Origin of the sequence: Rheinheimera maricola (assembly GCF_016918075.2) — a bacterium.
GTDB classification, from domain to species: Bacteria; Pseudomonadota; Gammaproteobacteria; order Enterobacterales; family Alteromonadaceae; genus Alishewanella; species Alishewanella maricola_A.
The window spans coordinates 39,894-58,757 of the sequence record NZ_JAERPS020000007.1 but is presented as its reverse complement, the minus strand read 5'-3'; the positions used below and the strand labels follow the sequence as shown (position 1 = coordinate 58,757).

Genomic DNA, 18,864 nt, shown 5'->3' with positions numbered 1-18,864 from the left:
TATCAGTACAACCAGACTTTTGTCTAAGGCTATTTATTAAACTTATTATGGCAACAGCTCAACATGAATACGTATTCATAATCACTAATTTGCACAGCAGTGGCGCATTACCAATCTCATGTGCACCATCGCGGTGCGCCTTGGTTCTAGTGGCTTTATAGCCTCTGCACTAGCGCCTGATTGCAATAGATATAGCAGAACTACAGCTGTTTTATTTTTCTGTCGGCAAGGATATTTTCACTGCATACGTATGCAGCAGGTTTAATAATTACGCATAGCTGATTTATGCTTGCACCACCATATGGCAGCCTGAGGCAATCAGGGGATCGTGCTTTGCTGCCTGGCGGAGCAAACTATGAACAATCAGATTGTCAGTCGCTACAACACAGCGCTGTACCTTAGCAAACAGCTGGAACCGGCTGAGGCCGTATTGCAGCAGTTACAGCAGTATATTTTACAGCAGTTACCGCAAGCACCCAGGCTTAGTGATGCGGCCAGTGCCCTGCACATGAGCTGCCGCACGCTGCAACGCGCGCTAAAGCAGGCTAACAGCAGTTTTCGTCAACTGGTATCACAGTGCAGGCATCAACTGGCACAACGCTATTTAATGGATGCCAGCCTAAGCCTGCAACAAATTGCATATCAGCTGGGATTTGAAGAACAAAGTAGTTTTCAAAAAGCATTTAAGTGTTGGCAAGGTTGCTCGCCCGGGATATACCGCCAGCGCGGAAAATACACCGACAGCAGACATCGTTATTTATCCGGCCTTAGCCAGTCGGCGTTACAGGTGAATTATGGAATTAATTAAGCAACTCGCTGCCTTGGCAGGGCTGCAAGACAGCTATGTACATGCCCAGGGCCACACTGAAGTGATCAGCCTGGATAAGCAGCAAGCAATTTTGCAAGCGATGGGGTTCAACCTGTCATCCGATAGCCGTATTGAACAACAAATAACGCAATTGACCGAACAACCATGGTTTGACGTTATTGCGCCGGTAAATGTGCGCAAATACGGCCAGGCTATTACACTACGGCTGCAGCAGTTACAACAGCAAGCGGTCAGTGACTGGCAATGGCAAGTTACTACGGAAGAACAACAGCAGTTTAGCGGTAAACTAAGCCTGGCCACCAGTGACATTATTCAGCGCCATACTACCAGCAAAGGTGAAATACTTGCGGCTGAAGTGTCCTTGCCGCTAAGCTTGCCGCTGGGTTATCACCAGCTGGTGTTGAGCAATGGCAGCCAGCACTATCAGCAACAGTTAATCATTACGCCTGAGCGTTGTTTTCAGTTGCACGATAAAGCGGTTTTACATAAAACCTTTGGCCCGGCACTGCAATTGTACGCGTTAAAATCGGCCCGCAACTGGGGTATCGGCGATTTCTACGATTTACAACAAATTATCGCACCGTTGGCCAGACAAGGCGTTGACTTTATTGGCTTAAACCCGCTGCATGCGTTGTATCCGGAACTGCCGCAAGATTGCAGCCCGTATAGCCCAAATAGCCGGCTCTGGCTAAATACTGAGTATGTTGCCTTAGAGCACACCGCCGAGTATGCCGACTGCAACACAGCACAGCAACAGGTAGAGTCCGCCGCTTTTCAACAGCGCTTACAGCAGCTGCGTGCCAGTTCCGACGTTGACTATATTGGTGTTGCTGCCGTTAAAAAGCAGATAGCCACCTTGTTGTTTCAGCAGTTTAAACAGCAGCATCTGCTAAAAAATACTGCCCGCGCAGCGGCATTCAGACAGTTTGTTAAACAAGCCGGCGACAGCCTGCGCCAGCTTGCTATTCATCAGGTATTACAAGGTGAGCTGTTTGCGCAAGATACAAACATGGCGGCCTGGCAAAACTTTCCATTACCGTTGCGTAACCCTAACTCTGACGCTGTCACCGAGTTTGCCCGTAGCCATGCCGATGCGATAGATCAGCAACTGTATTTGCAATGGCAGGCGCAACTGCAACTGACAGAAGTGAAGCGTTTGTGCCAACAGCATGGCATGGCGATTGGCTTGTACTGTGATGTTGCTGTAGGAACCAGCCGCAGCAGCGCTGAAAGCTGGGGTGCACCTGAAGATTACTTACTGGATCTAAGCGTAGGCGCCCCGGCCGATATTATGGCGCCCAAAGGGCAGAATTGGGGCTTGCTGGCCTACAACCCAGAAACCTTGCGACAAAAAGCCTACCGGCCTTTTATAGAGCTGATCCAAGCCAATATGCGCTATGCCGGCGCACTGCGGCTAGACCATGTTATGGCACTGCTGCGGTTATGGTGCTGCCCCATTGGCAGCGATGCCACTGCTGGTGCTTATATCCGCTTTCCGGCTGCCGACTTATTCGCCATTCTGGCGTTGGAAAGTCAACGCAACAGCTGTGTGGTCATTGGCGAAGATTTAGGCACGGTGCCGGTAGAGATCAGCCACTTAATGGCGCAGTATCAGGTGTTGTCATACCGCGTATTTATGTTGGAGCAAAAAGCCAGCAGCTACGACTACGCCGCACAAACCTATCCTGAGCTGGCACTGGCCACCGTGACCACCCATGATATGCCGACATTGGTTGGCTACTGGCAACAGCACGATTTGGCGCTACGCCACCAGCTGGATTTATTTCCCAGTGCCCAGGTTGCCGACAACCTGCATCAATTGCGTAGCGACGAAATGCGCCTGATGGCACAACGCCTGCAACTCAGCGACGGTGACTTTGCACAATTAGTGCGTGCCAGCCATTTATTCACAGCTCAACAACCAGCGAAATTACTGGCATTTCAATTAGAAGATTTACTGCTGATGGCCACGCCGGTGAATATCCCCGGCACCAGTTACGAATACCCGAACTGGCGACGTAAGCTGGTTGAAAATATCGAAGAGGTCCTGCAGCGCGATGATGTGCTTGCGCTAATAGCCGAGATTAAAGCCGCCCGGCAATAGCACCCTTACCTACCTGTGTTTTACTTTTAGCAAGGCATGCCAGCCGGTATGCCTTGCTAACCTGCACCTGCTGTAGCCTACCTTGCAAGCTTTAAAATACATTTCAGGTACATTTTGTCACTATTTTTTACATCCCCATTACAGATGCGCAAGCAAGCTATTGATTTTACATAGCTATCAATGCTGGCGCGCAATGTGCTTATTTAACACCGCACAATGCCAACTGGCAATTGCTAAACTCTTAGAAGGAACTTGTAATGAACAAGAAATTACTCCAGACGTTTTGTCTGGCCGCGGCACTAACTGCGACGAATGCATCCGCAGCTGTCATAGATGTACTGTGGTACGGCGGTAACGCGTTTTACAATACACTACCTGGCACCTTAGCCAGTAATGCTGGCGATTACGATCCAAATAACGATGGCTCATTGGATTGGAATGTCGATATTTGGGAATTGGGTGAAGCCGCCCCAGATTTTGGCAGCTATGATGTGTTTATTATTCCAAGCTGGCTATCTGGCATGGATCCGAGCCGGTTACTGTCTGCTGGTGATGACATTACCAATGCCCGCGGCAGCCGTACTTTCCTGTCTGGTCAAGATGCCGATTTTCATTATTTGAATAGCCCAGGCCCGATAGATAATGGCCCAAGAGGTTTTTTCATTAATGCGGTTAACTGGGCGGCATCTGGCACTGGCATGGGCATAGTCGCACTGGCTGACGGTTGGCAAGGTACTGGCTCAACCTGGATGAACAATGTTAATTCATTTTTGTATGACGAATTAAACGGCCATTTGAACTACTTCCAGGAAGAGAATGTAAATATCGTTGCTGGCCAGGAGAATTTCCCAGTAAATGAAGGTCTTACCTCTGCAGGGTTATCTAACTGGGGAACCTCATCACATATGGGCTTTTCTGTTAGCACACCAGGATATGAGGTAATTAATACTGCCGGTGGCAATCAAAGCTATGCCGTTACATTAGTAACAGAAGGCCAAGCGGATGGTGGTACAGACGGTGGTGTGGTTACCGTACCAGAGCCAGCCTCTATCGCTATGTTTTCTTTGGGTTTATTAGGTTTGGGCTGGGCACGCAAAAAGCGCAACCAAGCATAATCAAAGCCGAAAATGGTACTCAATTAAAAACGCCCGTTACTCAAACGGGCGTTTTTCTATTCACAACAGAATGTGCCACAGCACATTAGCTGTCATGTCACTATTACCAGATTTTTACCCGTACTTTTTCATCACGGTACATGCCATCACCTGGTTTCACGTCATAGGCCTGATAAAACTGCGGCATATTTGACAAGGTACCCAGCACGCGGTACATGCCTGGTGAGTGTGGCCCGGTGATCACTTGCTGGCGCAGCGCTTCGTCACGGAATTTAATGCGCCACACTTGGGCCCACCCCTTGAAGAAACGTTGCTCGGCGGTAAAGCCATCAATCACGGCACCGTCGGCACCATTCAGAGACGTTTGATACGCCTTGTACGACACCGTTAATCCACCTAAGTCGGCGATGTTTTCACCCAAGCCCAGTGCACCCTGCAGGCGTAAATCGTCAATCGGGTTAAAGCTGCTGTACTGATCAACCATCAGCTGAGCTCGCTGCTGGAACTGTGCCGCATCTTGCTCTGTCCACCAGTCTCGCAAGTTGCCATCACCATCAGAGCGGCGGCCCTGGTCGTCAAAGCCATGGGTAAATTCATGGCCGATAACACCACCAATTGCGCCGTAGTTAACTGCGTCATCAGCATCGACGTTAAAAAATGGCGGCTGTAATATAGCAGCCGGAAATACAATTTCGTTCATGGTTGAGCTGTAATATGCATTAACCGTTTGCGGCGTCATACCCCATTCGCTGCGGTCAACCGGTTGACCGAGGCGGCCAATAGTGCGCTGATAATCACACTCGGCGCTGCGGCGCAGGTTGCCAATTAAATCGCTGGCATTAATTTCAACACAGCTGTAATCACGCCATTTATCCGGATAGCCAATTTTGGTGTTAAATTTCGCCAGCTTAATTTGCGCCTGCTTTTTCGTTACCGGGCTCATCCATTCCAGTTCATCAATCGACTGGCGGAAGGCGCCACGCAGGTTTTCAATCATCTGGTCCATCCGCGCTTTGGCTTCTGGTTTAAAATATTGCTCAACGTATTTTTTACCCACCATAAAGCCAAGGTTATTATCCACCAGGCTTACGGCACGTTTCTCGCGACTACGCTGCTCTTCCAAGCCGTTGAGTGTTTTACCGTAAAAATCAAAGCTGGCATCGACAAAAGCTTTGTTCAGGTTATTGGCATTGCTGCGCAGTAAATGAAATTTAAGATACTGCTGCCACTGCGTAACCGGGGTTTCTGCCTGTAGTTTGGCAAAGGCTGTAAAATAGCTGGGCTGGCGTATTACCAGTTCATTACTATTGCCCAAATCTGCCGCTGCCAGGAAAGCCTGCCAGTCAAAACCCGGTGCTAACGCCGCCAGCTCGGTCACAGTCACCTTGTTATATGTTGCGTTACGGTCGCGGTTTTGTACCCGGCTCCAATGCGCTGCAGCGATCTGCTTTTCTAATGCGACGATATCAGCCGCGACTTGCTCAGCATTTTCAAAGCCAGCCAGCGTCCACAGCTTAGCGATGAATGCCTGGTACTTACCCAGTAATTCCACCGAGCGCTCATCATCTTTTAAGTAATAATCCCTGTCTGGCAGGCCCAGACCAGATTGCGAAGCGCCGGTAATGTACTGATCAGATTGTTTCTGATCCTGGCCAACATACACTGCCACCGGCGTACCGACACGGTAGCGCTGCCAGTTGCCCCACAGCGTGGTTAATTCTGTGTGATTGTTAATATTATCAATAGCCGCCAATTCGCCACGCAGCGGGCTTAACCCCAACTCTTCAGCCTGTTGCTCATTAAGAAATGATTGATATAAATCAGCAATTTTCTGCTCGTCTGAGCCAGTTGCGTGCTGCTGCGCCGCCAGTTTTTGTACGATTGCCAGTACTTGTTTTTCTGCGTTCTCACGCAGTTCATCAAAACTGCCCCAACGTGCTTTGTCAGCCGGGATCTCGGTACTGTCCAGCCAGTTACCATTAACATAGCGGAAGAAATCTTGTTGTGGTGCCACGCTGCGGTCCATATTGGCCAGCGCAATACCCGAACTTAATGCTGCAGGCTGTGCAATTGCCGCTGCAGCGGTTGCGCTGCTGTCGGCTTTCGCAGCGGTATTATCGCTGCAAGCAACGAGTCCTAGTGCCAGCGCTATGCTCAGCGCCACGGTAGTCATTTTTTTCATCTTAGGTTCCTGGTTAGGTCAAACTTTTTTGTTGTTATAGTTGCGGTTAAACAAAGTAATACTTCGCCAGTGTAGAGCGCAGATCACTGCTGTCCAGCGCTTAACGGTTAAGCGCAGCGCAATCTGCGATAAATAACCGCCAAGCTCTGGCCGATTTAACTTGAACTGCGCGCTGTTTTTGCGCACGATCGGCGCCAGATGTTTCAACTACAGGACTTACCATGTTAGATACTGCGTTAACTTCACTAGCCGGCTTACCGGCCTTCGCGGCATATTTCGCTCTAGCCATTATTCTTTTGCTAGTTTTCGTTCGGCTGTACACCTGGGTTACACCCCATGACGAGTTTGGTTTAATACGCGCCAACAATTCCGCTGCAGCTGTTGCTTTTGCCGGTGCCATTATCGGTTTTGCCTGGCCATTGGCCAGCGCTATCACCCATTCAATGTCGCTGCTAGATTGTGCCATCTGGGGCGGCGTGGCTTTAATGGTGCAGGTGCTAACGTTTATTATCAGCAGCGCCGCACTAAAGCAGCTACCGCAACGTATTACTCAGGGTGAATTGGCCGCCGGCATTTTTTCCGCCGCCTGTTCAGTTACTGTCGGCATGTTAAACGCCGCCTGTATGAGCTATTAAGGAGTACCGTATGAGCAAAACGTTTAAGCGCAGCAAAACTGCGCGCCTGATTATGATGGTACCCGCAGCCAGCATGATATTGGCCGGTTGTGGTGAAAAACCGGTAGAAGTACAGGTATTCAATTCGCCGGACGAATGCGCCGCTTATTACAACCCGCCGGCAGAATGTAAAGCGGCTTTTGCCGAGGCTGCAGCCTTGCACCCACAGGTAGCCCCGCGCTATGCCAGCAAACAAGAATGTGAAACCGACTTTGGTAGCGGCCAGTGTGAAACCGCACCGGTATTAGCGGCAAACAATACTGTAGCTGCAAACGGCGGCGAACAAAGCCAACCGCAAAGCCAACAAAGCAGCGGCTTTTTTATGCCGATGATGATGGGCTTTATGGCCGGCCAGATGTTAAACCGCGGCGGCATGGCCGGTGCAGCGCAACAGCAGCCAACTGCAGCTAACCGTTCGCCGGTAGCCAATCAGCCATTGTATAAATCCCGCGATGACCGCAGCACGTTTCGCACCGCCACTAACACAGCGGTAGCAACACAGCCCGGCGCGACCAGTATTAAGCCTTCAGCGGTACAGCCCAAACCGGCCACTATGGCACGCCGTGGCGGTTTTGGTGCTCAGGCAGCCAAACGCAGCAGCAGTAGCTTAGGTGGTTAAGTTATTATGAAACGCGTTAACAGCAATCCCAGGCCCGGCTGGAAAGCTTTTGCCGAAAGTGTCGGCTTTAATTTTCATACCTTTGACGGCGAGCCCTATTGGGATGAAACGGCCTATTATCAATTCAGCTTGCAGCAGATAGAGCAGGATTTGGAAGCGCCCACTGAAGAGCTGCACCAGATGGCGCTGGACTTAGTAGACGATATTGTTAGCGACGAGCAAAAATTGCAGCAACTGGCAATACCCCCACAGTTCTGGGATGCGGTAGTGGCCAGTTGGCGGGCGAAAGAGCCGCATTTGTACGGCAGGATGGATTTTAGCTATAACGGCAGCGCCCCGGCCAAGCTGTTAGAACTAAACTACGACACGCCCACCTCTTTGTACGAAACCGGCTTTTTTCAGTGGGTTTGGCTAGAAGATCAGTTAATGCGCGGCGAGCTGCCACAGGGTGCAGATCAGTTCAATTCACTGCAAGACAAACTGCAGCAAGCCTTTGGCGAGCTTAATCTGCCACAGCCGTTTTACTTTGCCAGCGTGACCGAAAGTATTGAAGATAAAGGCACAGTAGATTACCTGATGGACATCGCACTGCAGGCTGGCTTGAACTGTCGCTATATTCAGTTGGAGCAACTGGGTGATATCGACGGCCAGCTGGTCGATTTAGACGGCTTCTCAATCCAAGGCTTGTTTAAGCTTTATCCGTGGGAGTTTATGCTGCAGGAAGAGTTTGCCGGCACCATTTTAACCAGCCAAACGCAGTTTATCGAACCGTTGTGGAAATGCCTGCTGTCGAACAAAGGCATATTGCCGCTGCTGTGGCAAAAGTATCAGGGCCACCCCAACCTGCTACCGGCGTTTTTTGATGATGGTAGCGCACTGCAGAACGGCTGGCTGCGTAAGCCGCTGTTATCGCGCGAAGGCGCCAATATTCAGTTACTTACCGCGGATGGCTTAGCATTACAGCAAGACGGCCCCTATAACGACAGTGGCTATATTCGTCAGCAACTGGCCCCGCTGCCAAAGTTTGGCGATAACTATACGCTGATTGGCAGCTGGGTGGTTGGCGACAGCGCCGCCGGTATTTGTATCCGCGAAGACAACAGCCTGATCACCAAAGACAGCTCAAGATTTATCCCGCATATTATCCTCGATTAAACCAGTAAGATGCCACAGCTGATGATTACAGCACTGTGGCATCCATTTACAACCTTCCCGAAAACCGTATTTTTGGCCCGATAATGTGTAAGATTTCCTGACAGGTTAGGTTTTATATTTTTACAGTTAATTCAGCCAGTTAATTACTCATCATAAAAATATCATCGAAATCTTACTTCATTTTTTTGACAACGCTGTCATTTTTGCCATAGTCAAAACCGCTCATTTTCTAAACGACACGGAGCAGTAGCGTCAGGCAGGCAACGGATAAAATGTGCAAAACAATGCGTTGCTAAACAGCTGTTTCAAGCAACGCTTCCTGAATAAAAAGAAAAAAAATAAGCGACACCATTGGAGGAAGTTATGTTTAAACAAACAGTTAAAAGCTGTAGTGGCATATCATTGCTATTACTGGCGGCTAATATTCAGGCCGCTACACCGAACGCACCTGTGCTCAGCTGGATGCCGGCAGATTATCAACTACAGAACGGCAGCGTACAGGTACCTGTCAGTTGGGATATGTGGTGGGGCAGCAACGGCAACAAGTGGTATTTACATAAAAATGACAGCGTTGTCTTTGAGGGTGCGCTGACACCAAATGGCCAGAATGCACAAACCGGCAGCACCAGCCTGACGTTTAACCAGCCAGGCAGCTATCAGCTGCAAGTCAGCTTATGTCAGGTCAGCGGCAGCACGGAAGAATGTGCGCTAAGTGGTGTTACCACTGTGAACATCAGCGGCACTGGCGGCAGAGATGGTGGTGATGGTGGCGACGGCGGCGATGGCAGCTTCGACCCCTGGACCGATTTAGACATGACAGCCTGGCCGCATCCGTTAAAGCAAAATAACGTCGCTTATAACAACAGCACAGGCAAAAAAGTCGGCGCTTATTTTGTTGAATGGGGCATTTATGGCCGCGCCTTTCACGCCGCCGACATACCAGCGCAAAACCTGACCCATATTTACTATGGTTTTATCCCGCTGTGTGGCGACAACCCGTCATTACAAGCCGCCAACCCGCAAGGTTATGCCGCACTTAACAGCCAGTGTGCTGGAAAGCCGGATTACTCAGTCGTGGTACATGATAAATTCGCTGCGCTGGAAAAAGGCTATCCGGGCGATGTGTGGGATCAGCCCATCCGCGGAATTTTTGCCGAGCTGTACCGGCTGAAACAAGCGCATCCGCATATCAAAATTCTGCCCTCTGTCGGCGGCTGGACCTTGTCTGATCCGCTATATCAGGTTGGCGTAAACCCCGCCGCACGGGCGGTGTTTATTGATTCTATTATCGACTTTATCCGCACCTATGATTTCTTCGATGGTATCGATATCGACTGGGAATTCCCGGGCGGCGGCGGTGCCACACCAGAATTGGGTAGTCCGCAGGATGGCGCCGGTTTTGCCACGTTAGTGCAGGAACTGCGCGCTGCGCTGGATGCACTTGAAGTGGAAACCGGTCGCGAATACGAGCTGGCGGCAGCGATGTCGGGCGGTGTGGAGAAACTCAGTGTAGTGGACTGGGAAGATGCCGCACCGTACATGGATTACATCAACCTGATGACCTACGACTACTACGGAGCCTGGAATGGCGTATTAGGCCATCAAACCGGCCTGTATCCGTCACCAAACTCGCCCATCAGCGGCTTTAGTGCGCTCGAAGCGGTGCAGTATTTGTTAAACCGTGGTGTACCGGCCGGCAAGATCGCTCTGGGTGCCGCTATGTACGGTCGTGGCTGGCAAAATGTGTCAGGCACCAGCGGCGGTAATCCGTTTAACGGCACCGGCGGTGATGGCATAACCGGCGGCTGGGAGCGCGGCATATAACTAATAGGTACACCAATGACAAAAAATATCGCCCCCATCCCGAGCATGGCCTGGTAGCCGGTTTTATTATTGCTAGCGATACCAGCGACTGGGGCCTGGCCCAGCAACATAGCCTGCTCTGCCAACGTTTTGTCATGACCATGCAACAACAGATACATCATCAAGCCGGATATGCCACAAAACATACTGCTAAACACCAGGCCAGCTACAATTTGGCCGTCGCTAAAAAAAGCAATACCGCCAGCCACTCCTGCCAACATAAACAAACCAAGAAAGGCTAACGCAAACCAGGGCCGGCCTGGCGCTTTAATTTTTTTGCTGTGGTGCTGTTGCGTACGGAGCTGATTCATCTGCTGTTCCTGCCCGGCTACCTTGACGTAGCTAGTGTTAGTGTAATGTAACTGCTTTACAATAGGTAGTCGGCCGCGCCAACTCAAGCAACCAGCAGCCGCCAATCACGACAAAGAATAAATATTCTATAAAAGTGGATATAAAACCACTTTTATCCTAAAATGCCGGCTTTGGCATAGCTTAAATTGGCATTTTTGTCATCCAGCTGCCATCTTTATGTCCTATATAGCTATGGTCTTATTAGAAGGAAGCCCACTACCCGTGCGCACTACTGAACTTGTTTCCGGTTTTCGCCAATCAGCACCTTATGTTAATGCACACCGCGGCAAAACCTTTGTGGTGATGCTGGGTGGCGAAGCGATTAGCCAAAGTGGCTTTCGCAGCATTATTAATGATGTTGCCCTGCTCAACAGCCTGGGTATCAAAGTAGTACTGGTGTATGGCGCCAGGCCGCAAATTAATGCCGCGCTGCAACAAGCCGGGCTGGAACCCACCTACCATAACCGCGTGCGGGTAACCGATGATGACTCGTTCAAATTAATTAAGCAGGTGGCCGGTGCGCTGCAGTTGGATATCACCGCACGTTTGTCGATGAGTTTAAGCAATACGCCGATGCAGGGCGCGCAAATTAACGTGGTTAGCGGCAATTTTGTGATTGCCCAGCCACTGGGTGTGGACGAGGGCATCGATTATCATCATAGCGGCCGCGTGCGCCGTATTGATGCTGCCGGTATTCGTCGCCAGTTGGATAACAACGGTATAGTGCTGATGGGGCCGATAGCTGCCTCAGTAACCGGTGAAAGCTTTAATTTAACCGCCGAAGATATTGCCACTCAGGTGGCGGTAAAACTAAAGGCTGACAAGATGATAGGCTTTAGTGAAATTGGCGGAATTATCGGCGAAAATGGCGACATAATTGCCGAGCTTATGCCCAATGCCGCCGAAAAAATTATGCTGCAGCTGGAGCAACAACCCGATGCCTGCCCCGGCACCCAGGCGTTTTTACATGCCGCCATCACCGCCTGTCGCGCTGGCGTTCCGCGTTGCCACTTAGTCAGCTATGACGAAGATGGCGCCTTACTGCAAGAGCTGTTTTCTCGTGATGGTATAGGTACGCAAATAGTTACCGAGTCGGCCGAAAAACTGCGCCAGGCAACCATTTCTGATATCGGCGGTATTCTGGATTTGATCCGGCCACTGGAGCAGCAAGGCCTGCTGGTACGCCGCTCGCGTGAACAACTGGAAATGGAAATTAGCCAGTTCACTTTAATTGAACGCGACGGCCTGGTGATTGGTTGCGCCGCCTTGTATCCGTTTCCGGATGATAATGTTGGCGAATTTGCCTGCCTCGCTGTGCATCCGGACTACCGTGATGCTGACCGTGGCAGCATTTTACTTAAAGCGGTGATCCAACAGGCACGGCAACACAAGTACAGCAAGCTGTTTGCCTTGACTACCCGCAGTATTCACTGGTTTTTAGAGCAAGGCTTTGAACTGCTGACCGTCGATGATTTACCGGCGCAGAAAAAGCAGCTGTATAACTATCAACGGCGCTCAAAAATTCTGGCTATTACTTTGTAGCATGCACTGACATGCTAATTTTATCCTGCTGCAGATTTAGCCTTTCGTTACTGATTGGCTAATCTGCGCCGCAACACTTTGTCCCAAGGCCCGCGCTGTGGTCCACTTACCGCCGGATACTGTAAGCAGCTGGCCTTGCCAGGTCAGCTGATATTCGCGACTGGCTTTGCTGGCATTCGCGCTGCCGCCCAGTAAAGGCCGCACGCCAGCAAAATCGGCTAGTACAGTGTCTTTGCCCGCCGCAGGCTGAAAATAATGGTTATACACGCCAAGCAGATAATCCCGTTCTGCCGCTGAGCACTGAATCGGCTCAGCCAATTGCTGGCGCACCTCAGTGGTACCTAATAAGGTTGAGCCCTGATAAGGCAGCACAAAGACAATGCGTGCCTCGCCAGGCACTTCCAACATATGGCCGTAACGGCTGATTGGCGGCAGCAATAAATGGCTACCACGCACTAAATCCAATGGCTGCTGCGGTAAGCCAGACTGCTTAAGTAATTGTTGGCTCCAGGGCCCGGCCACATTTACCACCCGATCAAACTGTTGCCAGCCTTCTGCCAGCAACACTTTGGCGTCTGCGCTGACTTGCTGCACCGGGCTGTGTTCAAACAACTGCACCCCCGCCTTACGACACTGCAGCGCCATCCACAGCCCCAGTTTTTGGTCATCCATCTGGCCGTCAAAAAATAGATAAGCACCGCGTAGGCCCTCGCTATTTAAATGCGAAGAGCAACGCAGCGCTTGCGCGGCCGTTAGCCAGCGATGACGGCCAATACCTTTACGCCCGGCAAACGCATCGTACAACCACAAGCCTATTTTTAACTGCCAGCGGGCGCGGCGTGAATCGTTATAGAAAGGATATAAGATGGGTAACCGCCGCGTAAGTTGCGGCGCTTTTTTCAGCCACCAGCGCCGTTCTTGCAATGCTTCGCGTACCAGACGAAACTCGCCCTGCTCCAAATAACGCAAGCCGCCATGCAATAATTTTGATGAGGCAGCACTGGTAGCCTGCATCAAGCTGTCGCGCTCAAATAAACTGACATCATGTCCGGCCAACGCCAATTGCCAGGCACTGCTTAAGCCATTAATGCCACCACCAATTACCGCAATTTTCATTCGCAACCTGCCGTTAGCTTGTTAGCGCAATATCGTCCCGGTGCACCACTTCCTCACTGGGGCAAAAACCCAGCGTAGTGGCAATTTGTTGACTATGTAAACCTTTAATTAGCTGCAACTCGGTGGCGCTGTACTGACAAATACCTTTGGCCAGCTGCTTACCGCCGTGATCACACAGCCAGATGGCGTCGCCTTTATCGAACTGACCGCTGACGTTCGTTACGCCCTTCGCCAGTAAAGAGGCGCCTTTGTGCAGCAGTGCCTGCACGGCACCGCTGTCCAGCGTGATACTACCCTGACTTTTCAGGCTGTGCAGCAGCCAGTGCTTTTTCGCACTAAGCCTATCTTGCTGGCGCACAAACAAAGTGCCGGCCGTTTCACCACGCAGCAGCGTGTCAAAACTGGCGGCGTTCTGGCCATTGATGATCAGCGTATCGACACCCAGCTTAGTGGCTTTTTCTGCCGCCTGAATTTTAGTCAGCATACCGCCAGTACCAATAGTGTGATGGCTGCCTCCGGCCATAGCGTATATTGCTGTGTCAATCTGCTCAACCCGGGCAATAAACCGTGCATCCGGCGTAGTTCTGGGGTTAGCGCTATATAAACCGTCAATGTCGGAGCAAATAATCAACGCATCGGCATCAACCAATATTGCTACCATTGCCGCTAGATTATCGTTGTCACCCACTTTAAGCTCTGCTGTAGCTACGCTGTCGTTTTCGTTGACGATAGGCAGCACCTGGTTTGCCAGCAAGGTACGCAACGTGTTGTCGATATTCAGGTAACGGCGCCGGTCGGCTAAATCATCATGTGTCAGTAAAATTTGCGCACAACGAAAATCAAACAGGTTACTCCAGGTAGCCATCATTTGCGTTTGACCGACAGCTGCCATCGCCTGCTTAATATTGATGGGTAAAGGTTGATGGGCAAAGGCAATGGCCGAACGGCCCGCAGCCACACTACCAGAGGAAACAAGTACCACTTCTGTACCTTGTTGGCGGCATTCACTGATAAAACGGCCAATCGCTAGTAAATAGCGGGTAGAGCAACCTTTGGCTTCGGGAGAGATCAGCGCACTGCCAACTTTAATTACAATGCGCCGCCAAACAGAATTTAACATAGACACACCTTTATACTGCGTTACAAGCAGCAGCTTAAGGTTTGGGCGTCTATATGTCTATTTAATTTTCAGAGCTTGCCGTCTTCAACTCGCAATCACCTGGCGACAAATGCGTAAAACCACCATAGGCGGCTATAACCAGTTGCTCGTCAGTCAATTTTTTCACCTGCCAACTTACCTGGCCGCTACCAAAAGCAGGATGATCGATAACAAAAGAACCTGGCGCCTGACGAATGGCATACTTGAAGGTATCTTTACGTTGTCCCTGGCTGATGTGCTGCACCATCTGCCGCTCACTGAAAATCCAGGTTTTACGCATTGCACTATCTTGCATGATTGTGCCTTCAGACACTCCTGATGTGCCAATTTCACACCAACTGCCAGAAATCAGCTGCCCGACATCGTTGGTTTGTTGTTTAGCAAAACGAATATCCATTTTCACTTCTTCGCCACTACGGCAAGGTTCACCTTGAAACACCACTTCACCATCGCTGTCAGTACATTTATATACGTCGGCGAACACCTGCGGAGTCAGCAGCACTGCGGCGAGTAAAACAAATAAGCGCATCATTTTTATCATTATTTAATTCCTTAGCCCATCACCGTCAAACGGATTGCAGACAAAACTCCGATACAATACTTAAAAAACCAGCAAAAGTGAATCATACATAGCAAAATATACAAAATAGCAACAACCTAACACAGGCGTTACCGCTATAGTTCAGCACGAATTCAGCTGGTCATACTATGCTGAACATCATTGCGTAAACCGGAGTCTATTATGCGTCGTTCTACTTTATTAATCTCTCTCTTATCGGCCAGTGTGGTTGTTGCAGGTTGTGCTTCCAACGAGTTTTCTAACACACAAAAAGGCGCGGCTATTGGTGCTGTGGTAGGTGCTGTAGCGGGTAAAGCCACCGGCAACCACAAAGACAAGCGCTTGGTTATTGGTGCCGCTGTCGGTGCTTTGGCGGGTGCCGCTGTTGGTAGTTATATGGATAAACAAGAAAAAGCACTTAACGAAGAGCTTAGCGGCAGCGGTGTGAAAGTGATTCGTGAGGGTGACAAGCTGCGGTTAGATATTCCGGCGCAATTAACTTTTGATGTGAACCGCTCTGATATTCGTTCTAACCTGTTTCCGGTATTTAATGATATTGCCAAAGTATTGCGTGATTATGAAAAAACCATGTTGGTAATAGCAGGCCATACCGACGATACCGGGCCTTATCAATACAATATGAACCTGTCGCAGGCGCGAGCTGAAAGTGTAAAACAATATCTTATTGCACAGAATGTGCAGGCTATCCGGGTAGAAACCCAAGGCTACGGCCCAAATTATCCGATAGTGCCTAATACCTCAGATGCCAACCGCACGCTAAACCGTCGAGTAGAAATTCATATCGAACCCATTGTTGAATAAGTAGTTATTCATTTATTAGCCGATAAATCCTGCAATTAAAAAATGCCGGTCAGTTAAACTGACCGGCATTACTTTAGGTTTAACCTTGTATGCTAAACACTATTAAAAGCGATAGCTAACTTTACCATAAATATACTGCCCACGTGGGTTGTGCACTTTCGACGCATAACCATACAAATCGGCATCACCGTCACCAATTACGAATGGCGGATCTTCATCCAGCGCATTGTTCATGCCAAGTACCAACTGAGTTTTATCATTGATATTGTATCGCGCTTGAACATCCAGCAACATTTGTGCGCTGACCGTACGCGTTTTTGTCGATTCAACATCACTTGGCGCGGCATAATCTTCAAACTCACCAATGTAGCTCAGGCTGGTTACAACACCCCAATCGCCATGGCTCCAGTCAGCTGATGCCAACCAACGATGTTGTGGGTAGTTGTACTCACCCGCATAGTCAATACCGTTTTTCTCAAACTTATTTATGTAAGACCAATCCAGGCTAAACCTGACTAACCCCATATCCCGCAATGTTAAACGGTAAGAAGTCGACAAATCTAAACCTGTAGCCTCTTGCGAGCTAACATTGACATAGCTGTTGAATAAACGCGACAGCTCACCCAAAGCCTGGCCGGGCAATGGTGCTAAACGAACGCAGCGGGTACTGTTCTGGTTGTTACACTCAGCGTTATAAACGTTTTGATAATCGTTTTTATCTATTTTGTTGTCCTGAGTGATACTCCAGATATCAGCGGTAATATCAAACTCATCATTAACTTGCCACACCGCACCCAGATTAAAGGTTTCAGATTCCTCTGGTTGCAGACCTTCGCTACCAACAAACACAATAGTGTAGTCTGTTGCTGCACAAGCTGGATTGCCGGCATCAGGCGTGGGGCAACGGAACGTGTCGGTAAAGAATACTGACTCTTGTGATGGGCCCAAGCCAATTTGCGCCAGCGATGGCGCGCGGAAGCCTTGTCCAAAAGACGCCCGCAACGTGAAATTGTCCAACGGACGCCACTGCATGGTTAACTGCGGATTGGTTGTTGAGCCAAAATCACTGTAATGGTCATAACGGCCCGCAACAGTAAACTCCAGCACATCTGAAAGCGGAATAAGCAGCTCTACATAACCAGCATACTGATCACGCTGCGCCTGAGCCGACACTGATTCAGTACCAAATATCAGGCCACGCTGAAATTGGTCATCTGGCTGGTCAAAAGCATCTTCTTCGCGATATTCGACACCAGCTGCCAGTGACACCATCTGATCACCCAATGCAAAAGCTTCACCACTAATGCTGGCATCATATGCGGTGATATGAGATTCGCCGCGACGAACCAATGAAGTGGTAATAGCGTCAATCACTTCAGGCGAGTTATACGCGCCACCAAAGGGGTTATAATTCCCCAAATTAATTTGTTGCTGCAGAAAGTCTGTTCGCACCCAGCCTTGCTGTTTGCTGCCGGTTTGCATTGACTCACTGCGGCCTTTCTGTGCAGACACATCCCAATCCCAACGGTCAATTTGGCCGCGAAGCCCCGCCACCATGCGCAGCGAGTCGGATTCAATGTCCCATACCCGTGCACCTGCATCCACAGTGCGAAAGCGATTGATAGCAATATCGACACCAAATGGATTATTTGGATGCGCGCCCGGCACGGTTAGGCCAGCATCACCGTCCAACGGAGTCGCCGCACCTGATGCTTGAGAACGGTTGTGTTGTACAGATAATTCGACATAACCTTGCACGCTATCTGAGAACTGCTGGCTAGCTTGGAAAATGGCACCAACCCGCTCGGCCGCCGGTATAACCATACCGAAAGGACCATAGTCAAACACACAGTTTTGGCCAAAAGCGCTGCCGGCAGGACAGCCCGGGTCGATGCGGGTTTCACCATTGACAATGAAGTTACCCGGAAAGCCGCGTGACGACCGTAAATCCTGACCACCATAAGGGGACTGGTTCGCCGTACCAAAACGTCCCATCTCCGCGCCGGTAATCACCGTATTTTTAAAGTAATCCAGTATCAGCGTAGCATTGGCATCGTCACTCTCCGTGCCCCAGACCAGACTAGCTGAAGTTTCGTCGTACGAGGGGCCTGTAGTGCCACCGTGACTGACACTGAGCTCAGCACCATCAAAATCTTTACGCAGAATGATATTGACCACACCTGCAACGGCATCCGAACCATATACCGCAGAGGCGCCGTCTTTCAGAATTTCAATTCGTTCAATCGCTGCCACCGGAATGGAGTTGATATCAACAAATGAGTTAGCAATATTTTCAGCAAACGCACTTACGGCAACACGGCGGCCGTTAATTAATACCAGAGTTGCATCTGAACCAAAGCCCCGCAAACTAATAGCTGCACCGCCGTTAGCTGTAGAGTCCTGGTTATTACCACGAGTAGAAAAGGTACCGGTACCCGCTACCGGGCTGCGTTCCAGCAATTGCTGCAGATTTGAAAAACCTGACTTAGCAATATCGTCCCGGTTAATAATATCGATGGGCGCCGCACCTTCCAGATCATTGCGTTTAATACGTGATCCGGTAACCTCGATTCGCTCTACCGTCGCAGCTTGGTCTTCACTCTGCTGAGCGACGCTAACATTACTATATCCCAAGGACCCGACTGCCAGTGCACAAAGAGAGTACTTAAATGAATTTTTCATATGCATCCTTTTTGTTATTTGTTTTATCATCAACTGCTTGCGCAGCGACAAAAGGTTTAACATAAAACCTAAAATTTAACACCCGCCGACGT

Annotated in this window: 14 protein-coding genes; 9 read left to right on the top strand and 5 right to left on the bottom strand. The window is 49.9% G+C overall.

The genetic code is table 11. The annotated features are described in order from the left end of the window. Positions 1–355 precede the first annotated feature (355 nt). From I4W93_RS17395 to I4W93_RS17385, 3 genes are all read left to right on the top strand, one after another. A complete protein-coding gene (locus I4W93_RS17395) occupies positions 356–808 on the top strand; it encodes a helix-turn-helix domain-containing protein (RefSeq protein ID WP_205312193.1) in 453 nt (150 codons plus the stop codon). Next, positions 795–2,933, top strand: coding sequence for a 4-alpha-glucanotransferase (gene malQ / locus I4W93_RS17390; protein ID WP_205312194.1), 2,139 nt, complete (start codon positions 795–797; stop codon positions 2,931–2,933). Before I4W93_RS17395 ends, malQ begins: the two co-directional genes overlap by 14 nt. A gap of 257 nt (positions 2,934–3,190) precedes the next feature. Beyond that, positions 3,191–4,048: a PEP-CTERM sorting domain-containing protein gene (locus tag I4W93_RS17385; RefSeq protein ID WP_205312195.1), complete on the top strand. Its 858-nt coding sequence runs from the start codon at positions 3,191–3,193 to the stop codon at positions 4,046–4,048. Between the two features lie 103 nt (positions 4,049–4,151). Here the strand turns inward: I4W93_RS17385 and I4W93_RS17380 are convergent, their stop codons facing one another. Further along, positions 4,152–6,230, bottom strand: coding sequence for a M13 family metallopeptidase (locus tag I4W93_RS17380; protein ID WP_205312196.1), 2,079 nt, complete (start codon positions 6,228–6,230; stop codon positions 4,152–4,154). A 221-nt stretch (positions 6,231–6,451) separates the two neighbouring features. On the opposite strand from I4W93_RS17380, the gene I4W93_RS17375 reads away from it, so the two are divergent. The 5 genes from I4W93_RS17375 to argA all read left to right on the top strand — a co-directional run bounded on the left by I4W93_RS17375 (position 6,452) and on the right by argA (position 12,434). Then, on the top strand, positions 6,452–6,865 hold the full coding sequence (locus I4W93_RS17375) for a DUF350 domain-containing protein (protein ID WP_205312197.1): 414 nt from the start codon (positions 6,452–6,454) through the stop codon (positions 6,863–6,865). Positions 6,866–6,875: 10 nt separating this feature from the next. Beyond that, complete coding sequence (locus I4W93_RS17370; RefSeq protein ID WP_205312198.1) at positions 6,876–7,523, top strand: DUF1190 domain-containing protein; 648 nt, start codon at positions 6,876–6,878, stop codon at positions 7,521–7,523. Between the two features lie 6 nt (positions 7,524–7,529). Further along, a complete protein-coding gene (locus tag I4W93_RS17365) occupies positions 7,530–8,678 on the top strand; it encodes a glutathionylspermidine synthase family protein (protein WP_205312199.1) in 1,149 nt (382 codons plus the stop codon). Between the two features lie 363 nt (positions 8,679–9,041). Continuing rightward, positions 9,042–10,502, top strand: coding sequence for a glycosyl hydrolase family 18 protein (locus tag I4W93_RS17360; protein ID WP_224673529.1), 1,461 nt, complete (start codon positions 9,042–9,044; stop codon positions 10,500–10,502). Between the two features lie 612 nt (positions 10,503–11,114). Continuing rightward, entirely contained in the window at positions 11,115–12,434 is a 1,320-nt protein-coding gene (gene argA / locus I4W93_RS17355) for an amino-acid N-acetyltransferase (RefSeq protein ID WP_205312200.1), read from the top strand. A gap of 36 nt (positions 12,435–12,470) precedes the next feature. Here argA and I4W93_RS17350 read toward each other — a convergent pair whose 3' ends face one another. The 3 genes from I4W93_RS17350 to I4W93_RS17340 form a co-directional block, all read right to left on the bottom strand. Then, entirely contained in the window at positions 12,471–13,550 is a 1,080-nt protein-coding gene (locus I4W93_RS17350) for a glycerol-3-phosphate dehydrogenase/oxidase (RefSeq protein ID WP_205312201.1), read from the bottom strand. 13 nt (positions 13,551–13,563) lie between these two features. Then, positions 13,564–14,670 carry a glutamate 5-kinase gene (gene proB, locus I4W93_RS17345; RefSeq protein ID WP_205312202.1) on the bottom strand — a complete coding sequence of 369 codons (1,107 nt, stop codon included), beginning with the start codon at positions 14,668–14,670 and terminating at the stop codon, positions 13,564–13,566. A 61-nt stretch (positions 14,671–14,731) separates the two neighbouring features. Then, positions 14,732–15,250 carry a DUF4124 domain-containing protein gene (locus tag I4W93_RS17340; RefSeq protein ID WP_205312203.1) on the bottom strand — a complete coding sequence of 173 codons (519 nt, stop codon included), beginning with the start codon at positions 15,248–15,250 and terminating at the stop codon, positions 14,732–14,734. A gap of 201 nt (positions 15,251–15,451) precedes the next feature. Here I4W93_RS17340 and I4W93_RS17335 point away from each other — a divergent pair, with 201 nt between their 5' ends. Continuing rightward, positions 15,452–16,090 carry a YiaD family glycine zipper/OmpA-like lipoprotein gene (locus I4W93_RS17335; RefSeq protein ID WP_205312204.1) on the top strand — a complete coding sequence of 213 codons (639 nt, stop codon included), beginning with the start codon at positions 15,452–15,454 and terminating at the stop codon, positions 16,088–16,090. A 102-nt stretch (positions 16,091–16,192) separates the two neighbouring features. On the opposite strand, the gene I4W93_RS17330 is transcribed toward I4W93_RS17335, so the two are convergent. After that, on the bottom strand, positions 16,193–18,772 hold the full coding sequence (locus tag I4W93_RS17330) for a TonB-dependent receptor (RefSeq protein WP_205312205.1): 2,580 nt from the start codon (positions 18,770–18,772) through the stop codon (positions 16,193–16,195). Between the last annotated feature and the right edge of the window lie 92 nt (positions 18,773–18,864).